This window comes from Rhabdaerophilum calidifontis (assembly GCF_008641065.1).
Taxonomy (GTDB): Bacteria; Pseudomonadota; Alphaproteobacteria; order Rhizobiales; family Beijerinckiaceae; genus Rhabdaerophilum; species Rhabdaerophilum calidifontis.
Genome location: NZ_VTRS01000001.1, coordinates 421788 through 437044 on the forward strand (window position 1 = coordinate 421788; position 15257 = coordinate 437044).

The following is a 15257-nucleotide window of genomic DNA, read 5'->3' on the forward strand; positions in this document are numbered from 1 at the left end:
GTAAGGTCGAAGACGTGATTCGCCGGCGAATCACGCGCATCCGGCCCGCCCAAGCCGGAGCGCGGCGGGGCAGCGAGGGAGGCCGTCATGGCGATCGAAGCCGTGAGAAGCGTCGTCGACGAGATCGCCGAGACCGAGGTGTTCGGCCGGGTCGGCGCGGTGCGCGGGCTGATGATCGAGATCGTCGGTCCGCTGAGCGCGATGGAACTCGGCGGGCTGATCTCGATCGAGGTCCAGGCGGGCGAGCCGATCCTTTGCGAGGTGGTGGGGTTCGATGCCGGGCGGGCGCTCGTCATGCCGTTCGCCAGTGTCGACGGCCTGCGCCGGGGATGCCCGGCGCATGTCGTCTCCAAACGGGCGACGATCCGCCCGGGGCGGAACTGGCTCGGCCGCGTGGTCGATGCCTTCGGCCGGCCGATCGACGGCAAGGGGCCGATCCAGCCCGGCCCGCGTCCCTATCCGTTCCGCAACGAGCCGCCGGCCGCGCATCGCCGCCAGCGGGTCGGCGAGCCGCTCGATCTCGGAGTGCGCGCGCTCAATGCCTTCCTCACCACCTGCCGCGGCCAGCGCATGGGCATTTTCGCCGGCTCCGGCGTCGGGAAATCCGTGCTGCTGTCGATGTTCGCGCGGAATTCCGCGGCCGATGTCTCGGTGGTCGGGCTTGTGGGCGAGCGTGGCCGCGAGGTGCAGGAATTCCTTCAGGACGATCTCGGCGAGGAAGGGCTCGCGCGTTCGGTCGTCGTGGTCGCGACCTCGGATGAATCCGCCCTGATGCGGCGGCAGGCGGCCTATCTCACCCTGTCGATCGCCGAATATTTCCGCGATGAGGGGCTCGACGTGCTGTGCATGATCGATTCGATCACGCGTTTCGCGATGGCGCAGCGCGATATCGGCCTCAGCGTCAACGAACCGCCGACCACCAAGGGATATACACCCTCGGTCTTCGCCGAATTGCCGAAGCTGCTCGAACGTGCGGGGCCGGGGCCGGTCGGGGCCGGCACGATCACCGGGCTTTTCACGGTTCTTGTCGATGGCGACGACCATAACGAGCCGGTAGCGGATGCGGTGCGCGGCATCCTCGACGGGCATGTGGTGATGGAAAGGCGGATCGCCGAACGGGGCCGCTATCCGGCGATCAACATCCTGAAATCGGTATCGCGCACCATGCCGCGCGCGGCCGATCCCGCCTTCCTGCCGAGCGTGCAGGCGGCGCGGGCGTTGATGGCGACCTATTCCGACATGGAGGAGCTGATCCGGCTCGGCGCCTATCGCCGGGGGGCCTCGCCGGAGGTCGACCGCGCCATCGACGCCTATCCCGAACTCGAAAGCTTTCTCGGACAGGGTAAGGAAGAATCAACCTCCTTGGGTGAAAGCTATCTCCGTCTCGCGGATATTGTTAATCGCCTGGGCGCTGGTTCTTCCTGATCCCGCGCCCTGGCCTCCGGGCGTCATTCCGGGGTGGGTCGAGGAGTTTGGGGATCATGAAGTCGCGCGATACGCTTATCCGGCTGAAGCGCTTCCATGTCGACGAGAAGCGCCGCCGGGTCACACAAATCGAGGCGATGATCGCGGAATTCCAGCGCATGGCGGGCGAGCTCGACCGCGAGATCGAAGGCGAGGAGCGTCGGGCTGGCATTTCGGATACCGCACATTTCGCCTACCCGACCTATGCCAAGGCCGCGCGGCAGCGCCGCGACAACCTGCTCAATTCGGCAGCCGAACTCGCCGGGCAGCTTGAGGAAGCACGGGCGCAGCTCAACGAGGCGTTCGAGGAGCTGAAGAAGGTCGAGATCCTCGAGGATCGCGAGAAGGCGGCCGAGCGTGCCGAGATGGCGCTGCGCGACCAGATGGAAACGGATCGCATCGCCGCGCGCATGCGCTACGCCGCCGGCCGGCTCTAGGATCTGTCCCCGCGCATTCTCTCGCGATCAACCGTGTCCGGTTGATCGGAACATGCCCGCGCTCATCGCGCCCGGGGCTCGATGAGCGGCAGCCAGGGCGCCGCGTCACGCGGCAGGGTGCCATCGAGCCGGGGATCGTCGAAGATCTCGATCGCGCGGCCGACGGGCCGGAACCCGGCACGGCAATAGAACGGCAGCGCGCGCGGGTGATCCAGCGAGCAGGTATGCACCTGAAGCCGGCGCAGGCCTGCCGCCCGGGCGCGGCGCAACGCTTCCGCCATCAAGGCAGATCCGAGGCCGCGGCCGAGCGCCTCGGGCACCAGCCCGAAATAGACCAGTTCCGGCGCATCCGGATTGCGGTAATCCAGTTCGATCAGCCCGATATCCGCCTCCCCGGCGCGAACGGCCAGCGCCTCGATCCGGGGATCGTCCAGCAGGGCTTCGATCTCGGAGACGGTGAGGCGCAGGCGCGAGAACCACAGCCAGTCCCGCCCGACGCGGATGAAGAGATGACGGTAGCGCGCCGCATTGCGCCCGGCGAGCCGCTCGAGCGTCACGCCGTCGGGCAGCGCCGGCATGCCGGGCTCGATATTGCCGAGATCCCGCGCGAGATAGGTCACCAGCGCCGCGAGGCGGTGTGGGGGAAGATCGATATAGCCGTCGAGATCCATCCGGATTTCCCGCGTGTTGAGGGCTTGGGCGGCCTTCCTTGCCGAGGATCGCGCCCCTTGCAACCTGCGGCAAGCTCGGGCAGTGACGAAGGTGGGGGGCAGGGCGCGGGAACGTGCCCGGTCTGGATCGAGAATCGGGCCGGAACCGGCGCGCTCAGGGGACAAGATGAAGCGAGCGAAAGATTTCTTCTGGCCGGTCGTCGGCCTCGTTGCGGTCATCTGGTCGCTCAAGGTGCTCTACTCGAAACTGCGCGCCGAGGCTGCCGCCGATGCCGCGACCGAGGCGCTGATCGATGGCGCCGGCTTCTTCAAGAGCATCGGCATCATCGCAAGCCTGATCGGCCAGAAACTGGCGGTCATTCCGGCGCAGGGCTATGTGCTCGCGGTGGTTTCCACCCTCATCGCCTATTGGGCGCTTGCCTGGTACGACCGGATCGCGCTCGTCCATCTCAACCGGACGAAGGGGATTTCCTGGCTCTACATCACCGTCTGCTCGTTCACCACCTACGCGATCTCGCACAATATCGGCGCCTCGGTCTTCTCCGGCGGCATGGTGCGTTATCGGGCCTATACGGCGAAGCTGCTTTCGCCGGCCGAGGTGGCGGTGCTGGTCGCGCTCTGCTCGTTCACCTTCGGCTTCGGGACGATCCTGCTCGGCGGCGCGGTGCTGCTCTACGAGCCCGAGATCGTCCGGCCGCTGGCACCGATCGGCACCGGCATGGTGCAGGCGGTCGGCGTGGCGATGCTTGCGTTCTGCCTCGCCTACACGGTCGGTTCCTGGCTCCAGTTCAAGCCGCTCGTGATCCGCAATTTCAAGATCGAATATCCGCGGCTCAACATCGTCTGGCGGCAATGGCTCGCGGCGCCGATGGAACTGATCGGTGCTGCGGGGATCATCTATTTCGCGCTGCCTGGCGAGAGCAATCCCGGCTTCATGATCGTGCTCGGCGCGTTCCTGCTGTCATTCTCGGCCGGGCTGCTGTTCCAGGTTCCCGGCGGGATCGGCGTCATGGAGGCGATCTTCCTCAAGGTGATGCCGGGCATGCCGGCCTCCGAGGTGTTCGCCGCGTTGCTGGTCTGGCGCCTGCTCTATCTGCTGATTCCGCTCGCCATCTCCCTGCCGGTCGTGCTGCTGTTCGAGAAGGCGCAGCTCAGCGCGGCGGGGCGGGAACCGGCCGATCCGCAGGGGCCGGCCTGAGCATCCGTCAGATCGAGCCCACGGTGCGCAGCCGCGCGGCCGGGTGGATCTCGCCCTGGGCGAGCACAGCGGTCTGCGGCCGGAAGCGCTCGACGATCATCCGCACATAGGGCCGGACGGCGTTTGATGTCACCAGGACCGGCAATTCGCCGAGCTTGGCCGCCTCCTCGAAGCGATCACGCAGCGCGATCACGAAATCGTGCAGCTTCGAAGGCTGCATCGCGAGATGCTTCACCTCGCCCTCGCCGATCAGCGAGGAGGCGAAGGCATCCTCCCATTGCGGCGAGAGGGTGATCAGCGCCAGCTGGCCGGTCGGGCCGGTATGCTGGGCGCATATCTGCCGGCCGAGGCGGGACCGGATATGCTCGACGATCATCCGCGGATCGCGCAGGGCGCCGGCGACCTCGGCGATCGCTTCCAGGATGGTGCCGAGGTCGCGGATCGAGACGCGCTCGGCAAGCAGGAGCTGGAGCACGCGCTGGATGCCCGTCATGGCGATCTGCGAGGGGACCATTTCCTTGACGAGGTCCTGGTGCGCCTTGGGCAGATCCTTGATGAGCTTCTGCACTTCCACGAAGGAGAGCAGCTCGGCCATGTTGGTCTTGATGACCTCGGTGAGATGGGTGGCGATGACGGTGGCGGGATCAACGACGGTGTAGCCACGCAGCTGCGCCTCGTCGCGCAGGCTCTCGTCGATCCAGGTCGCGGGCAGGCCGAAGGTCGGCTCGAGGAGATGCGCGCCGGGAAGCTGCACCTGGCCGCCTGCCGGGTCCATTGCCATGTACTGGTTGGGGAACACGATGCCGTTCCCGATCTCGATCTCCTTCATCTTGATGACGTATTGGTTCGATTCGAGCTGGACGTTGTCGACGAGCCGCACCGAGGGCAGGATGAAGCCCATCTCGGTCGCGAGCGTGCGCCGCAGCGCCTTGATCTGCTCGGTGATCTTGTCCTCGCCGCCCTCGCCCTGCACGAGCGGCAGCAGCGCGTAGCCGATCTCGATGCGCAATTCGTCGAGCTTCAGCGCGTCCTGGACGGGCGCTTCGTCCTTCTTCGCATCCGCATGGGCAAGGGCCTGGAAAGCCACTTCCTCAAGCTCGGCACGCCGTGTCTTCTGATGCAGCGTGTAGGCGAAATAGCCGGCGAGCCCCGCAAGCCCCAGGAAGGGCAGTGCGGGCATGCCGGGCAGGATCGCGATCACGACCATCACGAAGGCGGACATGCCGAGCGCCTTGGGCATTGATGCGAGCTGCTTGGCGAGCGCCTTGTCGGCCGCGCCGCTGACGCCCGCCTTCGAGACGAGCAGGCCGGCGGCGGTGGAGACGATCAGCGCCGGGATCTGGGTGACGAGCCCGTCGCCGACGGTCAGCAGCGTGTAGGCGCGCGAGGCATCGCCGAAGGTCATGCCGTGCTGGGCGACGCCGATGATGATGCCGCCGATGATGTTGACGAAGGTGATGAGGATGCCGGCGATCGCGTCGCCGCGCACGAATTTCGAGGCGCCGTCCATCGCGCCGTAGAAGGCGCTCTCGTCCTCGAGATGCTTGCGCCGCACCTTGGCCTCGTCCTGGTCGATCAGCCCTGCCGAGAGATCGGCGTCGATCGCCATCTGCTTGCCCGGCATCGCATCGAGCGAGAAGCGGGCCGCGACCTCGGCGATGCGCCCCGAGCCCTTGGTGATGACGACGAAGTTCACGATCACCAGGATGATGAAGACGATGAGCCCGATGACGAAATTGCCGCTCATCACGAACGAGCCGAACGCCTCGATCACATGCCCCGCCGCGCCGGTTCCGGTATGGCCGTTGGCGAGGATCAGCCGGGTCGAGGCGAGGTTCAGCGCCAGCCGCAGCATGGTCGCGATCAGCAGGATGGTGGGGAAGGAGGAAAATTCCAGCGGCGCCATGATGAACAGCGACGTCATCAGGATCAGCACCGAGAGGATGATCGAGACGGCGAGGAACAGGTCGAGCAGGATCGGCGGCAGCGGCACGATCAGCACGACGAGAATCGTCAGGACGCCCATCGCCAGCGCGATGTCGCCGCGCTTGAGGAAATCCGTCACGTCCTTGCGGGACATGCCTTGGCCCAACCGCAGCCCAAGGCCGCCGCCGGTCTGCCCCACGCTCGCGTCGCTCATTCGCCTGCCCCTGTCCAACACGATCCTGCCGATCGCGCGATGCCGATGCTGGATGCATCGGTCCGCCCCTAGGCAATTCTTGCCGGGTGGATGGTTAATGTCCGGTTAGCGGCTGGTGTTTTGCCGTGCCGAAGCGGGGAGGATCGAAGGGGATGCCTGCGTATGAAAAAGCCCGCGGGCCTGGTGCGCGCGGGCTGGAGCGGGCTCGGATCGGAACTTCGGTCAGATTGTCGCGACCCGCGCGGCGCCGGGCTCGGGCACGTCGATTCCCGTCGCGACATATTCGTTGAGCTTGTTGCGCAGGGTCCGGATCGAGATGCCGAGGATCTTCGCGGCATGGGTGCGGTTGCCGAGGCAATGGTCGAGCGTGTCGAGGATCAGCTCGCGCTCGACATCGGCCACCGTGCGGCCGACCAGCGCGCGGGTCGCGGCCTCGGCGGCCTCGGCGGCGCGGCGCGCGGTCGCCTCGCTCGCGTCGCGGGCGATCGAATCGCCCTCCGGCGTCAGGATTGAATCCGGGCCGATCTCGGCGCCGGCCGCGAGCAGGACGGCGCGATGGATCGTGTTCTCCAGCTCGCGGACATTGCCGCGCCAGGGATTGGCGAGCAGGATCCGCTTGGCGTCGTGGCTGATCGGCCGGTTTGGCAGGCCGTTGAGCTGTGCGTAGCGCTTGGCGAAATGGTTCGCGAGTTCGACGATGTCGTTCGGCCGCTCGCGCAGCGCCGGGATGCGCAGATTGACGACGTTGAGGCGGTAGAGCAGGTCCTCGCGGAAATGGCCTGCCTTCACATGCTCGGCGAGATTCCGGTTCGAGGTCGCGATGATGCGGATATCGACCGGAACCGGCCGGTTGCCGCCGACGCGGTCGATGACGCGTTCCTGAATGGCGCGCAGCAGCTTCGCCTGAAGCCGGATATCCATCTCGGAGATTTCGTCGAGCAGCAGCGTGCCGCCATCGGCCTCCTCGAACTTGCCGACGCGCCGCGCGACGGCACCGGTGAAGGCGCCTTTCTCATGGCCGAACAATTCGGATTCCAGCAGATTCTCGGGGATCGCCGCGCAGTTCACCGAAACGAAGGGTTTGGCCGCGCGCTTCGATTTCTCGTGGAGAAAGCGCGCCATCACCTCCTTGCCGACGCCCGATTCGCCGGTGATCAGCACCGAGGCGTCGGAGCCGGCAATCTGCTGGGCGAGTTTCACGACCCGGCCCATCGCCTCGTCGCGGAAGATGACCGAGGTCTCGGTGCGGCTCACCGCCTCGAGGATCGCGGCGATCAGCTCGGGATCGGGCGGCAGCGGCACGTATTCCTTGGCGCCGGCCTCGATCGCCGCGACCGCCGCGCGCTTGTCGTTGGCGGTGCCGCAGGCGACGAGCGGCAGGGTGATATGCTCGGCCTCCAACCCGGCGACCAGCGCGGGAATGTCGAGATGAACGTCGACCATCGCGAGATCCGCGCCCTTGCCCTGGCGCAGATGCGACAGGGCGGCCTCGATCCCGTCGACCTGCGCGACGGCGGCGCCGCGCTCGCGCGCGATCTTGGCGGCGGTGATGAGTTCGCCGCGCAGCGTTCCGACGATCAGCAGCCGCATGGGGCTTCTCCTGTTCTTCTTGCGCGGGGCCGGCACGGGCGCCGGCGCCGCGTCGTTCCGTGATGCGGAGCGCCTCAGCGCTCCGACTTGATGATCTCGGTCATGGTCACGCCGAGCTTGTCGTCGACGAGCACCACCTCGCCGCGCGCGACCAGCCGGTCGTTGACGAAGATGTCGATCGCCTCGCCGACCCGGCGGTCGAGTTCGAGGATATGGCCGGGAGTCATGCGCAGCAGATCGCCGACGCCCATCTTGGTGCGGCCGAGGACGGCCGAGACCTGCACCGGCACGTCGAAGACATGTTCGAGGTCCGCGGCGGATTTCGCCGAGATCGGGCCTTCGCCATCCGTGCCATAGGCGGCCGCGACGAGATCCGCGGTCGATTCGAGATCCTGGAGTTCGAAATTTCCTTCAGTCGACATGGGTCACCCTGCCTTCAGCCATCGAGAATGGTGTTGTCCGGTGCCGGGAAGAGCAGCGCCATCGCACGCTCCAGCAGCGCCTCGAGCTTGGCGCGATCGCGGACGATGCCGCCATCGGCCCATTCGATCCGGCAATCGCCGGCGGCGATCTCGGGATCGGGAAAGACGAAGAGCCTGGTCTCAAGCCCGTTCTCGGCGAGCAGCGCGCCGATCCGGCTCTTGCAGGAATCGACGAGATCCGGCGCCACGCGCAGCGCGAGATGCGGCGTGCCGCGGATATCGTTGAAGATCGCCCGCGCCGTGGCCTCGATCGGCCCGAGCGGCTGGTTCTCGATCATCCGCCCCGCGAGCTTGCGGGCGAAGATCATGCCGAACTCGACCGCCTCGCGCCGCGCCTCCTCCTCCAGCCGCCGCATCTCGATGGTCGCCACCTGGAGCTGGGCAAGGATCTGGTCGAGGCAGGTCGCGAGCCGCATCGCCTCGTGATCAGTCTGGAGCCGGCGTCCCTCCGCGATTCCGGCCGCCATGGCGGCGGCCTTCGCCTCTTCGAGCAGCCGGATATGCTCGGCATAGGGAACCGGCACGCGCGCGCCTGGCGGAACGAAGGGGGTTCCGCGCCCGGCGCGCGTGAAATCCCGGTTGAAGGTGAATGTGGAATGCGCGTCCGCCATGGCCCCCGCCTCAGTAGATCAGTTCGTCTTCGGCGCGGTTCTTGCCGATGGTGATCTCGCCGCGCGAGGCGAGTTCCTTGGCGAGCATCACGATCTTTGTCTGAGCGTCGTCCACCTCTTTAAGGCGCACGGGGCCGCGGCTCTGCATCAGTTCCTCCATGTTGCGCGCGGCGCGGGTCGACATCTGCGAGAAGAAGAACTTCTTGATCGCCGGCGGTGCGCCCTTGAGCGCCACCGCCAGAAGGTCGCGGTCGGAATAGCGGATCAGCGTCTGGGTCGAGCCGGGATCGAGTTTCTGGAGATCCTCGAAGGTGAACATCAGCGAGCGGATCTTCTGCGCCGCTTCGCGGTTGCGCTCGTCGAGCGCGGCGAGGAACCAGCTTTCCGTCTGGCGGTCGAAGGAATTGAAGATCTCGGCGATCATCTCGTGGCTGTCGCGCCGCGAGGTCTGCGAGAGGTTCGAGATGAACTCCGTCCGCAGCGTTTCCTCGATATGGTTCAGAACCTCCTTCTGAACCGGCTCCATGTTGAGCATGCGGTTGACGACCTCGAGCGCGAATTCATGCGGCAGGAGCGAGAGGACGCGCGCGGCATGTTCGGAGCGGATCTTCGAGAGGATGACGGCGACGGTCTGCGGATATTCGCCCTTGAGGTAATTGGCCAGCACCTGATCCTGCACATTGCCGAGCTTCTGCCACATGTTGCGGCCGGCCGGGCCGCGCAGCTCCTCCATCAGCGAATAGACCTTCTCCTTCGGCAGGAGCTTGGAGAGCAGCGCCTCGGTGCGGTCGAAATCGCCGGTCACCGCGCCGCCTTGGGCCATCATCGAGAGAAATTCGGCGACCAGCGCTTCCACCGCCTCCGCCGTCACCGCGCCGAGGCGGGACATCGCGCGGCTGACGGTGCGGATCTCGTCCTCGTCGAGCGAGGCCCAGATCTCGCCGCCATAACGCTCGCCGAGCACGAGCAGGATGATCGCTGCCTTTTCCGGCCCCGTGAGGTAGCGGGTGAGCTCGCGGTTCGGCGACGAAGCCTTCTGCTCCGCGCTGGTATCCTGTGCTGTCGCTGCTTTCGCCATGATTCCAATCCGTCAGATCCGAGTTCTTCTCACTGCCGTCAGCGCGTCTGCGCGATCCATTGCCGGACGATCGCGACCGATTCGCTCGGATTGTCCTGGACGATCTTGCCGAGGTGATCGACCGCGCTCTGGTGGAGCGCCTGCTGGATCGCCACCTGGTTGGCCGCGGCCTGGTTGGTGTTGGCCGGAACCAGCGCGCCCTCCTGCCCCGGCGCCGGCAGCGCGAGCGGGGCGCCGCCCGGCGGCTGGTTGGCCATGACCGAATTCGCGATGACGCTGCCGAGGCCGGAGATCTGCGGCGCGGCGGCCGCGCCCTCCTCCTTGCCCGGCCGGGCGCCGATGCCCATCTGGCGCAGCAACGGCCGGACGACCAGCAGCGTCACCAGCAGCGTGAGCACCCCGAACACCGCCAGTTCGACCATGCGCAGCGCCTCTTCCTTGCTGAGCGCGAGGAACTGCTCGACGAGGCTCGGCGTCGGACCCGGCTGTGCGATGCTCGCCCCCTCGGCGAAGCGGAGATTGATCACCTCCACCTGGTCGCCGCGGTTGCGATCGAAGCCGATGGCGGAGCGGACCAGCGCGGCGATGCGGTCGAGTTCCTCGGCCGTGCGCGGCTGGTAGGCCATCTGGCCGTTCTGGCCGGGATTGTAGATGCCGTCGACCAGCACCGCGACCGAGAGGCGCTTCACCCGGCCCGCCTCGATCACCTCGGTGCGGGTGGTCTTCGAGATCTCGTAATTGATGATCTCCTCGTTGCGCTGGGTGGCGTCGCGCTGCTGCGGCTGTTGCTGCTGTTGCTGCTGGTTCTGCGGCAGTTCATTGGCGACGGTCACCTGCGTGTCGCGCTGCTCCTGGCTCTGCTGGTTCTCGGTCCGGGTCTGCGTCGAGCGGACGACGCGGCTCTCGGGATCGAAATTGTCGGTCACCTGCTGGATGCGGTTGAAATCCATCTCCGCCGCGACCTGAACGCGCGCCCGGCCGCGCCCGACGACGCTCGCCACGATCTCCTCGACCTGGCCACGCAGCCGGCGTTCGTAATTCGATTGCTTGTCCTGGGCGATGGCGGCGGTGTCGGCCTCGTTGCCGGCGCCGTCGGCGAGAAGCCGGCCCGATTCGTCGACGATCGAGACGCGCTCCGGCTTGAGCCCCTGCACGGCCGTGGCGACGAGATGCCGGATCGCGCGGATCTGGCCGGCATCGAGTTCGCCGCGCACCTTGAGCACGATCGAGGCGCGCGCCTCGGGCGTATCGCGCTGGAAGAGCTTCTTCTCCGGGATGGCGAGGTGGACGCGCGCCTGCTGCACCCGGTCGAGGCCCTTGATGGTGCGGGCGAGTTCGCCTTCGAGGGCGCGGAGCTGGTTGATGTTCTGGACGAAGCTCGTCGAGGAGAAGCTGTCACCCTTGTCGAAGATCTCGTAGCCGACCGAGCCGCCCGCCGGCAGCCCCTTGCCGGCGAATTCCATCCTGAGCCGGGTCGCCATGTCGCGCGGGACGAGGATGGTGCCGCCATCCTGCCGGATCTCGTATTTGACGCCGCGGGTTTCGAGTTCGCGCAGGATCGCGTTCGAATCCTGCATCGGAAGGTCCGTGAAGAGGACGCCGAGGCCCGGCGTCGACATCTTCGTCATGACGAAGGCGAAGAAGCCGACCAGGGCCAGCGTGACGGCCCCCATCGCCACGAGGCGTTGCGGGCCGAGCTTGTTGACGAGTTCAAGGATGCCGTTCACTGCCCCACCATTCCCGTAAAACCGACGCGGTTTGCGTCTCGAGCGAGTTCTGCGCTAGGCAAGAATTGCCCGGCGGATGGTTACCGCCCCGTTAATGCGGCGGTCTTTTTTGCCCATCGCGTGGAAAAAGCCCGCCGGGGCGTTCCCTGCGCCGCGCCGCCTGAAAGGATGCCGACATTGTCGAAGCCGATCGCGATCACCATGGGCGATGCCGCCGGAATCGGCCCGGAAATCATCACCCGCTACCTTTCCGCCGCGGGAGCCGACGATCTGGTCGTGATCGGGGATCCCGGCACCATGGCCCGCGCCGGCGCCGCGTTCGGCGGCACGCGCGAAATCCTCCCATGGCCGGGCGAGCAAAGTCTCAACACTTTGCCTCGAAGGCCGTCGATCCTGCCCGTTGTCGAGGTCGGGCGCCTGCCGCCGGACCTGGCGCCGGGGCGAATCGACGCGCGCGCCGGTCAGCTTGCCTATGACGCCGTGATACGGGCGATCGATCTCGCGCTGGCGGGCGAGATCGCGGCCATCGTCACCGCGCCGCTCCACAAGGAGGCGCTGCGCACCGCCGGCGTGCCGTTTCCAGGCCATACCGAGATCCTCGCCGAGCGGACGGGCACGCGCGATTTCGGCATGATGCTGGTCGAGGGCGGGCTGCGCGTCATCCTGGTCTCGATCCATCTTTCGCTGCGCGCGGCGCTCGACCGGGTGACGCCGCAGGCCCAAGCGCGCACCATCCGCCTCGCCGATCAGGGCTGCCGCGCGCTCGGCATCGCGCGGCCGCGGATCGCGGTCGCCGGGCTCAACCCGCATGCGGGGGAGGGGGGACTGTTCGGGCGCGAGGAGATCGAGATCATCGCGCCGGCGGTGGCGGAGGCACGCGCGGCCGGGTTTGATGTCTCGGGGCCATACCCGCCGGATACGGTGTTCATGCGGGCCCGGCGCGGTGAGTTCGACATCGTCGTCGCGCAATATCACGATCAGGGGCTGATCCCGGTCAAGCTCAACGGCATCGAGAAGGGCGTGAACATCACCGTCGGGCTGCCGATCATCCGCACCAGCGTCGATCACGGCACCGCCTTCGACATTGCGGGCCGGGGCATCGCCGATCCGTCGAGCCTCGCCGAGGCGGTGGCCGTCGCCCGCGCCATGGCGGCGGCGCGCAAGGGGTCTGCCTGAAACGAAACGCCCGCGCGGAGGGCGCGGGCGGGTGGCAGGCGGCGCGGGACGGGCCGGTCACTGGCGGTAATGCTGGATCCGGGTGGTGCGCAGACCGGCGAGCCCGTGCTCGTCGATCGAGTGCTGCCAGGACAGGAATTCCTCGACCGTGAGCGTGTAACGCGAGCAGGCTTCGTCGAGCGAGAGCAACCCGCCGCGCACGGCGGCAACCACTTCGGCCTTGCGGCGGATCACCCAGCGCCGGGTTTCGGGCGGCGGCAGATCCGAGATCGTCAACGGGCTGCCATCAGGACCGATGACATACTTCACGCGAGGGCGAAGCGGCTCACTCATGGGTACGCTCACGAAACGCAACGATAACGCGCGCCAATGTAGCGGTCCGCCTCTTAAGAAACGCCTAAATCACAGCCTCGAAACGTTGCCGGCTCTCAGCGGGCCACCGACTTGACCTTCGACATCGGGATCAGCACGCCGCCGATTTTCAGCACCGGCTCGCTGCCCGTGACATCGACCGATTCGACCGTGCCGGAGACCTCGGACTTGACGGTCATCGATTGGCCGTTGGCGTCCTTGGCAGCGACGGTGATGGTGTAATCCCCGGCCGGCGCCGTCTGGCCGTTCGACATGCGGCCGTCCCAGATGAGCGTCTGGTCGCCGGCGGTGACGGTGCGCGTGCCCGAGAAGAGCTGGTTGCCGCTCTTATCGGTGACGACATAGGCCATGGTGCCGGCGCGCGGCGCGTTGATCTGCCAGGTGGCCTTGCCGTCCTTCAGCGCGCTCGTCGTGCCGTCGGCGGTCACGCGCGAGCCGACGAAGCTCAGCGCGTTGGTCAGGGTTGCGGTCTTGTTCGAGACAAGAAGCGCGGCGAGGTTGTCGTTGGTCTTGATCTGCTGCTCGACGCTCGCGAACTGGACGAGCTGCTGCGTGAACTGGTTGGTGTCGAGCGGATCCAGCGGGCTCTGGTTCTTGAGCTGGGTCGTCAGGAGCTGGAGGAACTGATCGAAATTATCGGCGATCCGGGCCTTGGAATCGGTCGCGCTCGTCGTTTTGGCGGTGCTCGCGGTGGCGTTGCTGACGGTGGTCATGACGGGTGCCTGGGCTTTTGCGGGATTCGGGAAACGCGGGTGGATGAGCCGGCCGCGGGGCCGGCCGGGCACTAGATCATCCGGTCGATCGAGGCGTTGGGGATCATCACCCGGCGCATCGCGACCTCGGAGGCGAGATTGGCGAGTGCGGCTTCGTCGAGCGCGTCCTGACGGCCGGGCTGGCCCGAACCCTGCCGGCTCTCGCCCTGCTGGCCCTCGCCGCGCAGCGAGAAGGAGAGCCCATCGGAGGATTGGCGCAGCCCGGCCTGCTCGAAAGCCTGCTGGAGGGTCGAGGCGTCGCGGCGGAGCATCGCCAGCGTCTCGACCCGGTCGACGACGAGATTCGCGTTCACTTCCCCGTTCTCCTTGATCTGGAGCTGGACATCGATGCGGCCGAGTTCGGCCGGGTCGAGACGGATCTGGAATTGCGTCGCGCCGCGCACCGCCTGCATGCCGATCTCGATCGGCAGCATCTGGAGCGGGGTCGGGCGGCTCACGGTTTCGGCGCGCTGGGCCTGCGGTGCCGCGTTGCGCTCGAGGCCGGCGAGGATATCCGCCGGGCGGTGGATGCTGCCGGAATGGAAGCTCTCGAGAATCTCGGCGAAGGGGCTGGTGCGCACGGGATGCAGGTTCGGCTGGGCCGGCTTCGCGGCCTTGCCCGCCTCGGTCGCCGCGCCCTGCGCGCCGGTCTTGCCGGCCGCTGTGGTCACAGGTGTTGCCGCAGCGGTTTTCGCCGTGTCCTCGCCGGCGGCGGACTCCATCGCAGCCGGGGCGGCTTCGCCGGCCGTCGCGGCCTTCGCTGCCGCAGTGCCCGGGCGGGCGGGCGCGTCGAGGCCGGTTCCGGCCGGGGTGCCGGCCGCGATCTTCTCCGCCGCCGGTTCGCTGGCCGCCGCCGCGACGAGGGCGGGCGCGGCCGCCGGGCCCTCGCTGCCGTCCGTCCCGGCCGTCGCAGACGCCGCAGCTGCGACGGGATCGGTCTTCACCGGGGCGGCGGCGATCAGCAGGGCCTCCGCCGCCGTCGCGGCCGGATCGGCGGCGACGGTCTCGCCGGTGCCGGCGGCATCCGCAACGACCTCACCCTCTGCGGCGGCCGTTTCGCCTTTCGCCGGACCGGTCTCTCCGGCCTCCGTGGCGACGGCCTCGGAAGCGGCGGGCTCCTCCGCCGCCTCGCCGGCAGCATCGCGCGCGGTTTCGTCGTCGCTGGGGGCGCGCGGCGCGTCCGTCTCACGAAGGGGAGAGCGATCCTTGGAACGGGCCGGCTCGGGACGGGCCTCCTGGGGACGCGCCTCCTGGGCGGGGCGATCCTCGGCGCGGGCGCCCGGTCGCGATTCCGGTTCGGGCCGTTGCGGGCGGGGCAGTTCGCCGGGCATCAGGCGCTCATCCGGGCGCGCCCGTATGGGGCGCCGCGCCTCGCGTGCCCCCTCCGCGCCGGCCGTTTCGCGAACCAGCATGCCGAAGGTTGTCTGTGCCGTCCCCCCGCCGCCGGGCGCCGAGTCATTCTCGGGCGTCGCAGGCTTCTCGCCGGCGCGCCGGGTGATGAGATCTGTCAGGGCATTGGCGAGGGAAAGGGAGACTTCACTGGACATCGATCAGAACCC

Annotated in this window: 14 protein-coding genes; 4 read left to right on the forward strand and 10 right to left on the reverse strand. The window is 67.7% G+C overall.

All coding sequences use genetic code 11. The features are described 5' to 3' along the window. The first annotated feature begins 87 nt into the window (after positions 1-87). Positions 88-1425 (forward strand): flagellar protein export ATPase FliI, encoded by a 1338-nt coding sequence (gene fliI, locus FWJ24_RS02010; protein ID WP_150286098.1) that lies wholly within the window; start codon positions 88-90, stop codon positions 1423-1425. Positions 1426-1481: 56 nt separating this feature from the next. Beyond that, positions 1482-1901 carry a flagellar export protein FliJ gene (fliJ, locus tag FWJ24_RS02015; RefSeq protein WP_150286099.1) on the forward strand — a complete coding sequence of 140 codons (420 nt, stop codon included), beginning with the start codon at positions 1482-1484 and terminating at the stop codon, positions 1899-1901. A gap of 62 nt (positions 1902-1963) precedes the next feature. Here the strand turns inward: fliJ and FWJ24_RS02020 are convergent, their stop codons facing one another. Next, positions 1964-2572 (reverse strand): GNAT family N-acetyltransferase, encoded by a 609-nt coding sequence (locus FWJ24_RS02020; RefSeq protein ID WP_150286100.1) that lies wholly within the window; start codon positions 2570-2572, stop codon positions 1964-1966. 166 nt (positions 2573-2738) lie between these two features. On the opposite strand from FWJ24_RS02020, the gene FWJ24_RS02025 reads away from it, so the two are divergent. Further along, positions 2739-3770, forward strand: coding sequence for a lysylphosphatidylglycerol synthase transmembrane domain-containing protein (locus tag FWJ24_RS02025; RefSeq protein WP_150286101.1), 1032 nt, complete (start codon positions 2739-2741; stop codon positions 3768-3770). Positions 3771-3777: 7 nt separating this feature from the next. On the opposite strand, the gene flhA is transcribed toward FWJ24_RS02025, so the two are convergent. The 6 genes from flhA to fliF form a co-directional block, all read right to left on the reverse strand. Beyond that, positions 3778-5910 carry a flagellar biosynthesis protein FlhA gene (gene flhA / locus FWJ24_RS02030; protein ID WP_150286102.1) on the reverse strand — a complete coding sequence of 711 codons (2133 nt, stop codon included), beginning with the start codon at positions 5908-5910 and terminating at the stop codon, positions 3778-3780. Between the two features lie 222 nt (positions 5911-6132). Then, positions 6133-7500: a sigma-54-dependent transcriptional regulator FlbD gene (gene flbD / locus FWJ24_RS02035; protein ID WP_150286103.1), complete on the reverse strand. Its 1368-nt coding sequence runs from the start codon at positions 7498-7500 to the stop codon at positions 6133-6135. 74 nt (positions 7501-7574) lie between these two features. After that, the gene (gene fliN / locus FWJ24_RS02040; protein ID WP_150286104.1) at positions 7575-7922 is read right to left on the reverse strand and encodes a flagellar motor switch protein FliN; all 348 of its coding nucleotides are present in this window, start codon (positions 7920-7922) and stop codon (positions 7575-7577) included. A gap of 14 nt (positions 7923-7936) precedes the next feature. Beyond that, positions 7937-8593 (reverse strand): FliH/SctL family protein, encoded by a 657-nt coding sequence (locus FWJ24_RS02045; RefSeq protein ID WP_150286105.1) that lies wholly within the window; start codon positions 8591-8593, stop codon positions 7937-7939. A gap of 10 nt (positions 8594-8603) precedes the next feature. Beyond that, a complete protein-coding gene (fliG, locus tag FWJ24_RS02050; RefSeq protein WP_150286106.1) occupies positions 8604-9671 on the reverse strand; it encodes a flagellar motor switch protein FliG in 1068 nt (355 codons plus the stop codon). 38 nt (positions 9672-9709) lie between these two features. Further along, positions 9710-11398, reverse strand: coding sequence for a flagellar basal-body MS-ring/collar protein FliF (fliF, locus tag FWJ24_RS02055; RefSeq protein WP_150286107.1), 1689 nt, complete (start codon positions 11396-11398; stop codon positions 9710-9712). Between the two features lie 168 nt (positions 11399-11566). Between fliF and pdxA the strand changes: the two genes are divergently transcribed. Further along, the gene (gene pdxA / locus FWJ24_RS02060) at positions 11567-12574 is read left to right on the forward strand and encodes a 4-hydroxythreonine-4-phosphate dehydrogenase PdxA (protein WP_150286108.1); all 1008 of its coding nucleotides are present in this window, start codon (positions 11567-11569) and stop codon (positions 12572-12574) included. A 57-nt stretch (positions 12575-12631) separates the two neighbouring features. On the opposite strand, the gene sciP is transcribed toward pdxA, so the two are convergent. The 3 genes from sciP to FWJ24_RS02075 form a co-directional block, all read right to left on the reverse strand. Then, complete coding sequence (gene sciP / locus FWJ24_RS02065) at positions 12632-12907, reverse strand: CtrA inhibitor SciP (protein ID WP_150286109.1); 276 nt, start codon at positions 12905-12907, stop codon at positions 12632-12634. Between the two features lie 95 nt (positions 12908-13002). Next, positions 13003-13659 (reverse strand): flagellar hook assembly protein FlgD, encoded by a 657-nt coding sequence (locus tag FWJ24_RS02070; RefSeq protein WP_150286110.1) that lies wholly within the window; start codon positions 13657-13659, stop codon positions 13003-13005. Positions 13660-13730: 71 nt separating this feature from the next. Then, positions 13731-15245, reverse strand: a complete 1515-nt coding sequence (locus FWJ24_RS02075) for a flagellar hook-length control protein FliK (RefSeq protein ID WP_150286111.1) — start codon at positions 15243-15245, stop codon at positions 13731-13733. Between the last annotated feature and the right edge of the window lie 12 nt (positions 15246-15257).

What these genes read in the sequence shown, in the direction of transcription:
- fliI (WP_150286098.1), top strand. Translation starts at nt 88, where the DNA reads ATGGCGATCGAAGCCGTGAGAAGCGTCGTCGACGAGATCGCCGAGACC.
- fliJ (WP_150286099.1), top strand. Translation starts at nt 1,482, where the DNA reads ATGAAGTCGCGCGATACGCTTATCCGGCTGAAGCGCTTCCATGTCGAC.
- FWJ24_RS02020 (WP_150286100.1), bottom strand. Translation starts at nt 2,572, where the DNA reads ATGGATCTCGACGGCTATATCGATCTTCCCCCACACCGCCTCGCGGCG.
- FWJ24_RS02025 (WP_150286101.1), top strand. Translation starts at nt 2,739, where the DNA reads ATGAAGCGAGCGAAAGATTTCTTCTGGCCGGTCGTCGGCCTCGTTGCG.
- flhA (WP_150286102.1), bottom strand. Translation starts at nt 5,910, where the DNA reads ATGAGCGACGCGAGCGTGGGGCAGACCGGCGGCGGCCTTGGGCTGCGG.
- flbD (WP_150286103.1), bottom strand. Translation starts at nt 7,500, where the DNA reads ATGCGGCTGCTGATCGTCGGAACGCTGCGCGGCGAACTCATCACCGCC.
- fliN (WP_150286104.1), bottom strand. Translation starts at nt 7,922, where the DNA reads ATGTCGACTGAAGGAAATTTCGAACTCCAGGATCTCGAATCGACCGCG.
- FWJ24_RS02045 (WP_150286105.1), bottom strand. Translation starts at nt 8,593, where the DNA reads ATGGCGGACGCGCATTCCACATTCACCTTCAACCGGGATTTCACGCGC.
- fliG (WP_150286106.1), bottom strand. Translation starts at nt 9,671, where the DNA reads ATGGCGAAAGCAGCGACAGCACAGGATACCAGCGCGGAGCAGAAGGCT.
- pdxA (WP_150286108.1), top strand. Translation starts at nt 11,567, where the DNA reads ATGCCGACATTGTCGAAGCCGATCGCGATCACCATGGGCGATGCCGCC.
- sciP (WP_150286109.1), bottom strand. Translation starts at nt 12,907, where the DNA reads ATGAGTGAGCCGCTTCGCCCTCGCGTGAAGTATGTCATCGGTCCTGAT.
- FWJ24_RS02070 (WP_150286110.1), bottom strand. Translation starts at nt 13,659, where the DNA reads ATGACCACCGTCAGCAACGCCACCGCGAGCACCGCCAAAACGACGAGC.
- FWJ24_RS02075 (WP_150286111.1), bottom strand. Translation starts at nt 15,245, where the DNA reads ATGTCCAGTGAAGTCTCCCTTTCCCTCGCCAATGCCCTGACAGATCTC.